Consider the following 12,978-nt stretch of genomic DNA (forward strand, 5'->3'; position numbering starts at 1 on the left):
TTACGCGTTACTGGCGCTCTCTATGCTGATATTTTTAGGTGTTGAGAGTTGTTCAGACCTTCCCTAAAGAACATGCCTTCGTTTCTTGTAGTGGTGGGGGCCAATGGATCAGGCAAGAGCACCTTGTTCGATGTATTCTGCTTTCTCCATGATTGCCTGAAAGGGAATGTTCGACAGGCGCTGGACAAGCGAGGGCGTTTCCGCGAGGTGCTCAGCCGCGGATGTGATCCGGCAACCGATGCGATTTTAATCGAGCTGCAATATAAAATGGAAATTACCGGTATTGAGCGACTGGTAACTTAGAGCGGCTAACAAAACGTAGCGAGCAGTCGTCAGGTGGGTGCGGACGGCGCGCAGGAACCGGAGTGTAAGCGTGGTACATGCCAATTCCCAGCACCGGCCGCGCCCGCCTGGCGGCGCAGTCGTTTTGTTAGCCGCTCTTACTCTATCGAGATCGGCGAAGAAAATGGCGCTCCTATAGTGCAGAGAGAGTTGCTGCGTTACAAACGTGGCCGCTATGGCAGCCCCTATCATTTCCTGGATTTCTCCAAAGGTGAGGGTTATGCGATAACCAATGAGGAGGACTTCAAAAAAGCCGACTCAGAACTGGATAGAGAAAGTCAGAAAGTGTCCCCTGATACACTGGCGATCAAAGGATTAGGGCAATTCGAGCGGTTCAAGGCAGCCAATGCATTTCGGCAATTGATCGAAAACTGGCACGTTTCTGATTTTCATATCAGCGCAGCCAGAGGACGCAAAGAAGCCACTGGCGACTCCGAGCATCTTTCGGAAAGCGGCGACAACTTGCCGCTGGTCGCTCAATACATGAACGAACGTCATTCGGTGGTATTCCGCAGTATCCTTGACATTATGGCAAGACGCGTTCCCGGCGTAACCTCAGTCGAGCCCAAGCTGATGGACGATGGCTATCTCACGCTACGCTTTCAAGATGGTTCGTTTAAGACGCCTTTCCTGGACCGCTATGTGTCTGACGGAACGATCAAGATGTTTGCCTACCTGGTACTCCTCCATGACCCCGATCCTCATCCGTTGCTGTGTGTCGAGGAACCTGAGAACCAATTATATCCGCAGCTCATGAGCGAACTGGCGGAAGAGTTTCGCATGTATGCTGATCGCGGCGGGCAAGTATTGGTTTCCACTCATTCCCCTGACTTTTTGAACGCTACCGAGCTTGAAGAGGCATTCTGGCTGGTGAAGCGAAACGGTTGCACGGAGGTTCACCGCGCACGTGATGACAAGCAAATTGCCAATTATGTAAAAGAAGGCGATCAACTTGGCTATCTGTGGAAACAGGGATTCTTCGATGGGGTAGACCCGAAATGAGAGAGCTGGTATTTCTTCTGGAAGAGCGTTCAGCTAAAGCCATGCTGGAAAATTTACTGCCTCGCCTCTTGTCGAAAGATATTCGGTATCGCCTTGTCGCTTTTGAAGGAAAGCAGGATCTGGAAAAACAACTGGAACGCCGCATCCGTGGCTACCAAAACCCGCGCGCCCGTTTTATTGTACTCAGAGATCTCGACAGCCACCCTGACTGCATAGTTATGAAAAGTAAATTGCTAGAAATCTGCAAACGCTCTGGACGCAGTCAGTATTGCCTGGTGAGAATTGCCTGCACGGAACTGGAAACTTTTTACCTTGCCGACCTCGCAGCAGTCGGTATAGCACTCCAAATGACCACGCTCGCCTCTCAACAGAACCATCGCAAGTTCAGATCGCCAGACGAGCTCGGCAACCCAAGCAAAGAACTCAGAACCATTACAAAGAACAAGTATCAGAAGGTGGATGGTTCGCGCGCCATCGGGAAATATCTCCAATTGGACAATGTTCGCTCCGCCAGTTTTCGCAATCTGATTTCTGGCGTCAGACGCATGGAGGCGGAACTCCTCTCCGCTTCGACTTGAAAAATAGGCGTGTGGATTGGTTCGGCAAAGACCGGCGCCACTTCCCGAAGCAAGCGTTCCCACCGTGAAACATTGGCTGTCGCGTTCTGACAAGGGACTCAGGGCCTGAGCACCCTGCGCGTTTCGTAGTTGCTACTGACAAAGAGCTAGCCGCTCTCTACACCCATGACGCGTGCCTGCGGCGATAATGCCCTGACACGCTTGCCTTGCAGAGACTGTGGCCACTTCTTCCTTCGAAACCCGCCTTAGCCGCTTGTGGGCCCATGAAAAGGCCAGCTATGGCCTGCGTGTGTTCACCGCGCTGGCGGTGGCGATGGGCGTGTGCTGGCACTGGCAGCAACTCACCGCGGTACCGGCGCTGTTCCTTGGCGCGATCGCCAGTGCCATTGCTGAAACCGACGACAACTGGCTGGGCCGCATCAAATCGGTGCTGCTGTCCTTGCTGTGTTTTGCCGCCGCTGCGGCTGCGGTGGTGCTGCTGTTTCCGTATCCGCTGCCGTTCGTGATCGGGATGGCGTTGGCGACCTTCTCACTGACCCTGCTCGGTGCATTGGGCGAGCGCTATGCCTCAATCGCACAGGCCACGGTGGCCTTATCGATCTACGCCATGATCGGCATTGACCAGCATGGCAGCCACGACCCGCACATCGCCTGGCACGGCGCGACGCTGCTGCTGATCGGCGCCAGCTGGTACGGCGTGCTGTCGATCCTGTGGACCATCCTGTTCGCCAATCGCCCGGTGCGCGAGCGGCTGTCGCGGCTGTTCTTCGAGCTGGGCCACTATCTCAAGCTCAAGGCCGATCTGTTTGAACCGGTGCGGCAGAGCGACCTGCATGCGCGCCGGCTGGCGCTGGCCGAGCAAAACGCCAAAGTCGTCGGCGCGCTCAATGCCGCCAAGACCGCGATCATGAGCCGCTTCGGCCGCTCCGGTCGACCGGGCGTGCAATCGGGGCTGTATTTCCGGCTGTATTACATGGCCCAGGAATTTCACGAGCGCGCCAGCTCCTCCCACTATCCCTATGAAGCGCTGACCGAGGCGTTCTTCCACAGCGATGTGCTGTATCGCTGCCAGCGTCTGCTCGCGCTGCAAGGCAAAGCATGCGCCGCATTGGGCGAGGCGATCCGCCTGCGTCATCCGTTCGACTATGGCGAACACAGCCGCCTGGCGACCGAAGATCTGCGCCAATCGCTGGATTATCTACACGCACGTGCCGATCCAGCATTCGCGCGCCTGCTCGGTGCGCTGGAATTGTTGGTGACCAACCTGCAGAGCATCGAACGCAAGCTGTCGGAAGCGGCGCAATCCGATTCCACCAGCGACCAGATCGACACGCGCTTGCGTGACTCTTCGCCGCACACCTTGCGCGAGATGACGGCACGTCTGGTGCAACAACTCACACCTGGCTCGGTGCTGTTCCGGCACGGCCTGCGCATGGCCGTCGCGCTGCTGGTCGGCTACGCCATCATGCACTTCATCCACGCCGATAACGGCTACTGGATCCTGCTCACTACCGCCTTCGTGTGCCGGCCCAATTACGGCGCCACCCGCTTGCGACTGGTCCAGCGCATCGCCGGCACCCTGATCGGCCTGATCGTCACCTGGGCGCTGATGCAGCTGTTCCCCGGCACGGAAGTGCAGCTGCTGCTGGCGCTGGCCGCCGCGCTGGTATTCTTCATCACCCGCACCGATCGCTACATGCTGGCCACCGCCGGCATCACCGTAATGGCGCTGCTCTGCTTCAACCTGCTCGGCGACGGCTTCGTGCTTATCTGGCCGCGCCTGATCGACACGTTGATCGGCTGCGCGATTGCTGCAGCCGCATCGTTCCTGATACTGCCCGATTGGCAAGGCCGCCGCCTCAATCAGGTGATGGCAACGGTGCTGGCCAGCTGCGCGCAGTATCTCACCCAGGTGCTGGAGCAATACGCCAGCGGCATGCGCGACGATCTGCCCTACCGCATCGCACGTCGCGACATGCACAACGCCGATGCCGCATTGTCGGTGGCGTTGTCCAACATGTTGCGGGAACCGGGCCGCTATCGGCGTAATCTGGATGCGGGTTTCCGCTTCCTGGCGCTGTCCAACACCTTGCTCGGGTATCTGTCCGCACTGGGGGCGCATCGCGCCGCGCTCGAGGGCGAACACGACCCCACCATCGCGCAGGCCGGCGAGTATCTGCAGCGCGCACTGAGCGAAGTCGCCACCGCATTGCGCGAACGCCAACCATTGCCGATGCACGACGAAACCGAAGAAGTGGCCATCGCCGAAGCGCTGGAACAACACGCCGTTCAATTGCAGCCCAAGCAGCGCTTGGTGCGCGACCAGTTGGCGTTGACGCTGCGTCTATTGCCCAAGCTGCGTGCCGCTGCGTTGGCAGTCACCACTGCACCGGCGGCAGATAGCGCGGCGCGTTTAGCGATAACCAACGCCTAGCGAATCATGATCGGTAGGCGCGCACGCCGCGCAGCAGCTGAGGCATCCATGTGGCCATGCGACGCTGGGTATCAACTGCGTCTGCCCGGTGGCCCGTATTCGTTGCGCCAGCCGCGCCTATTTCCAGTGGTTCCACGCAGCACTCAGCCCAACCCACCCCAACGCCGCCACAGCCAGCACCGCGCCACCGATCACCACACCGTTCCAGCCGGCCTGCGCATACGCCGCAGTGCTCAAGGTCGAGCCCAACGCACCACCGATGAAGTAGCAGGTGATGTAAGCCGAGGTGATGCGATTGCGTGCGTGCGGATTGCGCTGATAGATCACGCTTTGATTGGCGACATGCACGCCTTGCACCGCGATATCCAGCAGCAGCAGGCCGATGATCAGCAATACGATCGAGTGCGGCGCAAACGCCAGCAATCCCCACGACAGCAGCAACATCAGCAGCCCACCCCAACTGACGCGATCGCCATGGCCGTGGTCGGACCAATGGCCGGAGCGATTGGCCGCCAACGCGCCAGCTGCACCGATCAAGCCGAACAGCCCGATCACCGCCGTACCATAGCCATAACTCGGCCCCGATAACAGAAATGCCAGCGTGGTCCAGAACATGCTGAAACCGGCAAAAATCAGCCCACCCAGCACCGAACGCGAACGCAGCACCGCATCGTCGCGCAGCAGTGTCAACACCGATCCCACCAACTGCGGGTACGCCAGCTGCGCATTGCCCGGATGCCGTGGCAGCCCGCGCCACAACAGCACGGCAGTCACCAACGACAACCCCGCTGCGATCCAGTACACGGTATGCCAACCGCCCACGCCTGCCAGCAGCCCGGCGGCGGTACGCGCCAGCAAAATGCCCAGCAGCAACCCGCTCATCACCGTGCCGATCACCCTTCCACGTTCGTTGGGCGCGGCCAAGGTCGCCGCGAACGGCACCAGAATCTGCGCTCCCACCGAACTGGCCCCGGTCACAATCGTGCCGACCAGCAACATGCCGAAGCTGTGCGAACTGGCGCTCACCAGCAGGCCCAGCGCACCGAGCACAAACAGGCCGACGAGCAGGCCGCGACGCTCCAGTCGGTCGCCCAGCGGCACCAGCAACAGCAGTCCGACCGCATAGGCCAGCCGTGCAGCCGTCACCACCGCCCCGGCACTGCGCACCTGGATCCCGAACGCCTGCGCCAGCGTTTCCAGCAAGGGCTGCGCGTAATAGTTGCTCGCCACCGCCAACCCGGTGGCTGCGGCCATCAGCAGCACCAGGCCGCGCGGCAGGGGTGGGTGGGAAGTCGACTCGATAGTCATGGCATGTGCTTGGTGAAGGGATGGGCGCAATGTGGGCGGCCCAGAAACATCTTTCCAATCTAGCGTTTTCACTGCCTCCATCGCGTTTTGGGATCGCATGTTTGGGCCAATTGGAATCTGCCGTCACCGTGGTCGAAGAAGGCGACTTTACCGCCGCCGCAGGCCGCTGCAACGTTGACTAAGAGCGGCTAACGAAACGTAGCGAGCAGTCGTCAGATGGGTGCGGACGGCGCGGAGCAACCGGAGTGTACGTGTGGTACATGCCGATTCCGAGCACCGGCCGCGCCCGCCTGGCGGTGAGCGTAGTCGTTTTGTTAGCCGCTCTTATATTTACGCGGTGTGGCGGCCCGACCCCATTCCGGGTCGCGCGCGCCTTCGTGGCGCTGCTGCGGATCCAGGCCGCGCAACGTGCGCCGTCGGCACGCGTTGCGCGCTGAGCGAATCGGCCATCCACGAGTGCGCCGTGGAAGCCTGCTAGGCTGCGCGCGTTCGCAAAGGAAACTGCATGTCCGATCACAGTCAGTTCGCCCTGCTCAGGCAGCGCCGCTTCTTGCCGTTCTTCGCTGTACAGGCGTTGGGCGCGTTCAACGACAACGTCTATCGGCAGGCCATCATCGGCTTGTTGTTCTACTTAGGCATCGATGCGGGGCAGCGCATGCTATACACCAACCTGGCGCCGGCACTGTTCATCCTGCCGTACTTCCTGTTTTCCGCACTGGCCGGACAGATCGCCGAAAAACTGGAAAAGCAGAAACTCATCGTGATCACCACCACTATGGAGATCGCCATCATGGCGCTGGCCGCGGTGGGCTTTCTCACCGAGAGCATGGTGGTTCTGCTGATCGCGCTGTTCTGCACCGGCCTTCAGTCCACGCTGTTCGGGCCGGTGAAGTATTCGATCCTGCCTTCGGTGCTCAAACCGGAAGAGCTCACCGGCGGCAATGGCCTGGTCGAGATGGGCACCTCGATCTCGATCCTGTGCGGCATGATTTTCGGCGGGCTGATCTTCCAGATCGCCGGCAACCATGGCCCGGTCGCCGCGGCCACTGCGGTGATCGCTATCGCCGTCACCGGCAACCTGGTGGCGCGGCTGGTGCCCAGGGTCGATGCCGGCGCGCCGGACCTGAAGATCAACTGGAACCCCCTCCCCGAATCGCGCGCGATCATGCGCCTGACCCGGCGCACGCCAGCGGTGCGCAACGCAGTGCTCGGGGTGTCGTGGTTCTGGTTCGTCGGCACCGTACTGACCGCGCAGTTGCCCACCTATGCGCAGCTCAACCTGGGCGGCCGGCAGGATCTGTACGTGTTCGCGCTGGCGCTGTTCTCCATCGGCACCGGCGTCGGCTCGCTGCTGTGCGAACGGCTGTCTGGTCGCACCGTGGAAATCGGTCTGGTGCCGCTGGGCGCGTTCGGCATCAGTGCGTTCCTGCTGGATCTGTATTTCGCAAGGTCTGGTGCCGCGCCCGTTGGCAATCTGTCGATCAGCCAGTTCGTGCATCAGCCAGGCAGCGTGCGCTTGATCGTGGATCTGATCGGCATCGGCCTGTTCACCGGCTTGTTTGTGGTGCCGCTGTTTGCGCTGATCCAAAGCCGCACGCCCAAGGCAGAACTCTCGCGGGTGATCGCCGGGCTCAACATCCAGAACGCGTTGTTCATCGTGTCCGCAGCAATCATCGGCATCGCGTTGCAATTGCCGCAGGCGGTGCTGTTCGGTGTGCGCATTCCGTTGCCGGACCTGAGCATTCCGCAGGTGTTTCTGGCCTTGGCGCTGGCCAATACATTGGTGGCGCTGTGGATCTTCACCCTGGTGCCCGAGTTCCTGATGCGCTTTCTCAGCTGGGTGCTGGTGAGCGCCTTGTATCGGCTGAGCGCGCGCGACATTGATCGCCATGTGCCGGACGAAGGCGCCGCACTCCTGGTCTGCAACCACGTCAGCTATATGGACGCGCTGATTCTGTCGGCGGTGATTCCGCGCCCGGTGCGCTTTGTCATGTACTACAAGATCTTCCGCATCCCGGCAATGCGCTGGATCTTCCGCACCGCTAAAGCCATTCCGATCGCGGGCGCGCGCGAAGACCCGGCGCTGATGCAACAGGCCTTCGATCGTATCGATGCCGCACTGGCCAACGGTGAGCTGGTGTGCATTTTCCCCGAAGGCGCGCTGACCAAGGATGGCGAGATCGCGCCGTTCAAATCGGGCGTGGAAAAGATCCTAGAACGCCGCCAGGTATCGGTGATCCCGATGGCACTGCGCGGCATGTGGTCGAGCATGTGGAGCCACCGCGATACGCGTCTGGGCCGCATGCGCGTGCCGCGTCGGATGCGCGCGCAGATCGAAATCGTTGCAGGTGCAGCGGTTCCCGGCAATCAGGCCACTGCCGCGCTGCTCGAACAGCAGGTGCGTGCACTGCGTCGTTATCAATCATGAGCCGAACGGGCGCAGGCTTTGCCTCCATCGCGCGCTGCGCGTAGCCTGTGTGCCATTGCACGGTTTGCCGCCGCGCTCGCCAAGCGGACGCAGCCGGTCGTAACGGGGAGAAAGTCGTGTGCTCAACATCATCGCGCCTGAGGCGTCACCCAGGATCGGCGACCGTCGCTCATTTGCTGCGCCACACCATCGGTACTCCTCTCACTCACGCATCAGTTCGCTGTCGTACACCACCCAAGGAACTCCACCATGAGTGACATCCCACCGCCGATCCATCCTTCGTCCAGCGCCGCGCCAGGCCCGGTGCCGAACCACCTGATCTGGGCGATCGTCTCCACCGTGCTCGGCTTCTGCCTGTGCTGCCCGACCCTGATCACCGGCATCGTGGCGATCGTGTTCTCCAGCAAGGTCAACGGCCTGCTCAACCAGGGCGACATCGACGGCGCGCGTCGCGCCTCCAACACCGCCAAGACCTGGTGCATCGTGACCAGCGTGCTGGCCGTGATCGGCCTGCTGATCAATATCGGTATCGTCGCCACCGGCGGCATGCACGGCTACATGGATTACATGCAGCAGCTGCAGCACATGCAGTAATGCACCTGCGTCCCCACCATTGGCTTGGACTGGGGGCGGCCACCAGCATGGCCGCCTTTGGCGTGACATTGCTGTATCGCTTCGATCCGAATGCGAGCAACAGCCCGTTCCCGCCGTGCGTATTCCGCGCCGTCACCGGCTGCTACTGCCCCGGTTGCGGCATGACCCGCGCGCTGTATGCGCTGGTGCATTTCGATCTGCCCGGCGCCTTCGCGATGAACCCCGCCGCCGTGCTCGGCCTGTTCACTCTGCCCGGCCTGATCGCCTGGAAAGCCGGATGGCGCGCGTGCTGGTTCGCTCCGGTGGTCGCGGTGATGTCCGAGCCGAAGTTCTGGTCGTGGGCGTTGCCAATGTATTGGGTTGCCAGAAATTTACCGTGGTTTCCGTTCACTCTGCTGGCGCCGGGTTAGCGCGCGAACAGCCGCTTGATGGGTGAGTTCCCAGGCGCAGCGGCACCCAGCGCTACCGCACCCACCCGGCAATCACCAACAGCGCCAGCACCACCATCCACAGCAGCAGCACGCGCCAGACCAGGCTCATCGCATCGCGCACTTCCGGTAGACGGCGCCAGACCGGTACCAGACCCGAATCGGTGTAGTCATGCGCTTGCTCGCGCAGCTCGGCACTGACGCTGGCACGCGCCACCGCACCAAGAAAATGCGGCTCCAACGACCAGCGGTTGCCGTGCGCCTCGCGCCAGGCGCGGAACACCGTATCGAAATTGCCCGCCAGTGCCATCGACACCGTCATCAACTGCGCCACCGGCCATTCCAGCACGGCCAGCAGCCAGCGCGCACCGGCCAGATTGCGCGGCGGCAGCAAGACCGACAGCGGACTCTCCACCGCCAACGCCGTGAGTCTGTACAGCACAGCACCGAACGGCCCCAGCAGCACAAACCACCACAGCACCGCGAACCAGCGCCGAAGGCCGTTGACTACCACCGCTTCCACCAGCGAGGGTGCATCTTCGTGCACGCTGCCGCCGGCCGCCTGCAAGTGCGCAATCGCATCGCGACGCGCGCCCGGCTCGTCGGCATCGATCGCCGCTTCCACATCGCGATCCAGATCGCGCGGGCCCCAGGTCCAGGCCAGCACCGCCACGCCGAACAGCAAGGCTACAAAGCCATGCAAAAGATCGTCCAGCAGCCACTGCAGCGGGGCAACCAACAAGGCCGGCAACAACGCCAGCAACACGCCATAACGGCCCTGCCACGCCCCACGCCCGGCCGCATGACTGTCCAGCCAACGCAGCCATTGGCCGAACCATGCGAAATTCCGCAGTCTGGCCACCTGAGCCGGCGCCAGATGGCCTAGCGAAAGTGCGACGACGACAGCGACCAGGGTCGTGAACATGGTTAGGCCTCCTCAGCCAAGTCTAGCCGAGCGAACGCAAGCACACCCGCCGCGCCGCGCCGGCCTGCCAAGCTCAGCCATGTGAACGATGCCAGTGCTCGATCAACGCGCACGCAATGGAAATGCGCGGCGGCAACCCGATGTCGCCTTCGCCAGCCAATGCGGCGGTCACCTCGGCATGGCTGACCCAGCGCGCGTCTTCCAACTCACCGGTGACCTGTGGCACCTCGGCAGCTGCGGCGCGCGCGCTGAAGCCGAGCATCAGCGCGCCTGGGAACGGCCACGGCTGCGCGCCCTGATAGCGACAGTCCTGCACATGCACGCGGGTTTCTTCGAAGACCTCGCGTGCCACGGCCTGCTCCAGCGACTCACCGGGTTCGACAAAGCCGGCAATCACCGAATAGCGGCCCGGCGACCACCTTGCCTGACGGCCAAGCAGCAGGCGCTCGCCATCGCTGACCGCCACGATGATTGCCGGATCCACGCGCGGGTAATGCTCGGTCTGGCACTGCGTGCACTGTGCGATAAAGCCGGCCCGCCGGAACGCGATCGCCCCGCCGCAGACACCACAAAAGCGCGTGCGCGACTGCCAGTGCAACATCGCACGTGCGTAGGCAAACGCTGTGGCGATGTCGGCCGGGCAATCGGCCGCGACCTGACGCAGATCGATGCGCTGCGGTGCCTGCACACCGACAATATCGGCCGGCAGACAGAACCAACCGACGTCGTTGCGCAGACCGAGAAAGATCGCCGCGTCCGACCCGGCGCCGAGCACGGCGCTGTCCATCAACAAGGGTTGGCCATCGGCATCGGCTAGCGCCGCGCCCTTGGCGTCGAGCAACAGCACCCGGCCCTGCTGCCACAGACGCGCCAATGCATCGGGATCGTCACGCAGCAAATCGCCACGGTCGAGCGGCGCGTGAGTGAAGGCAAAATCGGAGGAAGAAAAAAGAGACTCTGACATCGGCGCAAGCCTGCCGATAATCGGCATCGCCTGCAACCGTCGCCTCCAGTCTGACGGCCTCGCTACCGGCGCATGTTCAGACGTGGGGGCTACCAGCGCAGGCCGGTCGATCACCGCGTGGTCACATTAAGCCGCGGGCTGCCCGGATTGCGAGGCAGCGCGCAGTTGTTGCAGCATTCGAGCAACGACGTCGCCCCGCCGTCATCTTCAGCTCGGACACGGATGCTGTGGCGCCAGCATCGCGTGATCAGACGCTGAAGCTGCTGCCGCACCCGCACGTGGTCTTTGCATTGGGATTGCGGATAACGAACTGCGCACCGGTCAGGCTTTCGGTGTAATCCACCTCGGCGCCCATCAGGTATTGCAGGCTCAGCGGATCGACGAGCAGCGTCACGCCATCGGTGGCCACGGCCAGGTCATCCTCGGCGCGGTTCTCGTCGAACTCGAAGCCGTACTGGAAGCCGGAACAGCCGCCCCCCTGGATATACACACGCAACGCCAGATCGGCATTTCCCTCTTCCTTGATCAGCTCGCGCACCTTGGCTGCGGCGGCCACGGAAAAGTTCAGCGGCCGGTCGATGGACTGGTAGTCCGGTGCCGGAGCGGCGGTTGGAAGCGAAACGAGCGTACTCATGACGTCAGCATGGGGGCCGGGGGGCCACACTTCAAGCCGATTCGAGCAATGCCGGAGCCAGGCTTCAGCCGCACCCGCACGCTCAGGCGTCGGCAATTTTGGCCTGCAAGGCCTTGAACGGCTCTGCGCCACTGGCGTCCGGCGCCGGCAACGCAGCGGTCGCGCCTGCGGTGGCGGCGTGGATCAGGTGTCCGGTGAGCTGCGCACCGGCGCTCATCTCCACCACTTGGTAATGCACATTGCCCTGCACACGCGCGTTGGCGGCCAGTTCGACCCGCTCGGCAGCGTGTACGTCGCCAGTCAGCTGGCCATTGATGATCACCACCGGCGCACGCACCTCACCCTCGATGCTGCCCTGCTCGGCCACCGTCAAGGTGGCGCTGGCGCCGTCTTCGGCAATGACCTTGCCCAGGATGCGGCCTTCCACATACAGACCGCCACTGAACATCAGGTCGCCGCAAATGACCACCTGCGGCCCGATCAAGGTATCGACCATGGTCTGCGCACCACGGTTGGACTTATTTCCGAACATGAGCTACTCCCCCGCGCCATTGCCGGCGATGTTCCAATCGAATGTCTGATTGACCGGCGCCCCATCGCCGCTGAGGGAAATTTTGACACGTTGCGGGGTGAAATCTTTCGGCAGGATCACGCTGCCTTCCAATTGCTGGAAATAGCGAAACGAATACGGCTGCCCAGCGGCGTCCGGTTTCTGATGCAGCTCGTTCCAGCTCACCGTGACCAGCTTGCCGGCGCGTACGCCTTCCACCGCAAAGCGCAGCTGGCCCTGGCTGATCGCGCCACGATTGAGGTTCTGGGTCAGCACCACGCTGTAATTCCAGGTGCCGCCAGCTTCGGCGGTGAACTGGACCGAGTGCGCGTTGAGCCCTTTGCGCTGCGCAGTGGAGCCCACCAGCCGCTCGTAAAAGGCCACATCGGCGCGCAGCGCGGCGATCTGTTCGTCGCGCTCGGCCAGCGAGGCCTGCACCTCGGTATTGGCGGCGCGGCTGATCTTGTCGGACATCGCCAGATTGACCTGCCGCTGCTGCAACTGCTCGATCTGCCGCCGCTGCCGGGCCTGGCGACGCTGCGCCTGCTGCAGCACCGACTCGGCCTCGACCAAACGCGGCGCGGCGGTACGCGTAGCCAGCCACCACGCCCCACCCAGCGATGCCAGCCACACGATGACGATCACCACCACCCACACCCAGCGGCGGCTGGAGCGGCCACCGCCCGAATCACGGTGAACGATCTGAATGCGTGCGGCTGGTCGCATGGGCATCGGGTCCGGACGGGCCGGCGCAGTCATGGGCGGCGTAGTGTGCCAGAGCCTCGACGGCG

The 12,978-nt window shown here is 62.4% G+C and carries 13 protein-coding genes and 2 other RNA genes; 7 read left to right on the forward strand and 8 right to left on the reverse strand.

Annotated features, from left to right (window positions below):
* Positions 1-72 precede the first annotated feature (72 nt).
* Complete coding sequence (locus tag J5I97_RS17020; protein ID WP_238135569.1) at positions 73-303, forward strand: AAA family ATPase; 231 nt, start codon at positions 73-75, stop codon at positions 301-303.
* 3 nt (positions 304-306) lie between these two features.
* Here J5I97_RS17020 and J5I97_RS17025 read toward each other — a convergent pair.
* A non-coding RNA gene (locus J5I97_RS17025) (sX9 sRNA) lies at positions 307-382 on the reverse strand.
* Positions 383-480: 98 nt separating this feature from the next.
* Between J5I97_RS17025 and J5I97_RS17030 the strand changes: the two genes are divergently transcribed.
* From J5I97_RS17030 to yccS, 3 genes are all read left to right on the forward strand, one after another.
* The gene (locus tag J5I97_RS17030; protein WP_244241847.1) at positions 481-1,344 is read left to right on the forward strand and encodes an AAA family ATPase; all 864 of its coding nucleotides are present in this window, start codon (positions 481-483) and stop codon (positions 1,342-1,344) included.
* Positions 1,341-1,922, forward strand: a complete 582-nt coding sequence (locus J5I97_RS17035; RefSeq protein WP_208587771.1) for a DUF4276 family protein — start codon at positions 1,341-1,343, stop codon at positions 1,920-1,922. Before J5I97_RS17030 ends, J5I97_RS17035 begins: the two co-directional genes overlap by 4 nt.
* Before the next feature lie 217 nt (positions 1,923-2,139).
* A complete protein-coding gene (gene yccS / locus J5I97_RS17040) occupies positions 2,140-4,356 on the forward strand; it encodes a YccS family putative transporter (RefSeq protein ID WP_208587772.1) in 2,217 nt (738 codons plus the stop codon).
* Positions 4,357-4,473: 117 nt separating this feature from the next.
* Here yccS and J5I97_RS17045 read toward each other — a convergent pair whose 3' ends face one another.
* Positions 4,474-5,664: an MFS transporter gene (locus tag J5I97_RS17045; protein WP_208587773.1), complete on the reverse strand. Its 1,191-nt coding sequence runs from the start codon at positions 5,662-5,664 to the stop codon at positions 4,474-4,476.
* 186 nt (positions 5,665-5,850) lie between these two features.
* Positions 5,851-5,926: non-coding RNA, sX9 sRNA (locus tag J5I97_RS17050), on the reverse strand.
* Between the two features lie 243 nt (positions 5,927-6,169).
* Here J5I97_RS17050 and J5I97_RS17055 point away from each other — a divergent pair.
* The 3 genes from J5I97_RS17055 to J5I97_RS17065 all read left to right on the forward strand — a co-directional run bounded on the left by J5I97_RS17055 (position 6,170) and on the right by J5I97_RS17065 (position 9,096).
* Entirely contained in the window at positions 6,170-8,092 is a 1,923-nt protein-coding gene (locus J5I97_RS17055; protein WP_208587774.1) for an MFS transporter, read from the forward strand.
* 249 nt (positions 8,093-8,341) lie between these two features.
* The gene (locus tag J5I97_RS17060; RefSeq protein ID WP_208587776.1) at positions 8,342-8,686 is read left to right on the forward strand and encodes a CD225/dispanin family protein; all 345 of its coding nucleotides are present in this window, start codon (positions 8,342-8,344) and stop codon (positions 8,684-8,686) included.
* Entirely contained in the window at positions 8,686-9,096 is a 411-nt protein-coding gene (locus tag J5I97_RS17065) for a DUF2752 domain-containing protein (protein WP_208587777.1), read from the forward strand. Before J5I97_RS17060 ends, J5I97_RS17065 begins: the two co-directional genes overlap by 1 nt.
* A 52-nt stretch (positions 9,097-9,148) precedes the next feature.
* Here the strand turns inward: J5I97_RS17065 and ampE are convergent, their stop codons facing one another.
* The 5 genes from ampE to J5I97_RS17090 form a co-directional block, all read right to left on the reverse strand.
* A complete protein-coding gene (ampE, locus tag J5I97_RS17070; RefSeq protein ID WP_208587778.1) occupies positions 9,149-10,039 on the reverse strand; it encodes a regulatory signaling modulator protein AmpE in 891 nt (296 codons plus the stop codon).
* 73 nt (positions 10,040-10,112) lie between these two features.
* Positions 10,113-11,003 (reverse strand): NAD(+) diphosphatase, encoded by an 891-nt coding sequence (gene nudC, locus J5I97_RS17075; protein ID WP_208587779.1) that lies wholly within the window; start codon positions 11,001-11,003, stop codon positions 10,113-10,115.
* A 247-nt stretch (positions 11,004-11,250) separates the two neighbouring features.
* Positions 11,251-11,637, reverse strand: a complete 387-nt coding sequence (gene erpA, locus J5I97_RS17080) for an iron-sulfur cluster insertion protein ErpA (RefSeq protein ID WP_208587780.1) — start codon at positions 11,635-11,637, stop codon at positions 11,251-11,253.
* 82 nt (positions 11,638-11,719) lie between these two features.
* Positions 11,720-12,169, reverse strand: a complete 450-nt coding sequence (locus tag J5I97_RS17085; protein WP_208587781.1) for a bactofilin family protein — start codon at positions 12,167-12,169, stop codon at positions 11,720-11,722.
* Between the two features lie 3 nt (positions 12,170-12,172).
* Entirely contained in the window at positions 12,173-12,913 is a 741-nt protein-coding gene (locus J5I97_RS17090; RefSeq protein ID WP_345776703.1) for a DUF6776 family protein, read from the reverse strand.
* Positions 12,914-12,978: the final 65 nt, after the last annotated feature.

The organism is Xanthomonas fragariae (assembly GCF_017603965.1).
GTDB classification, from domain to species: domain Bacteria; phylum Pseudomonadota; class Gammaproteobacteria; order Xanthomonadales; family Xanthomonadaceae; genus Xanthomonas; species Xanthomonas fragariae_A.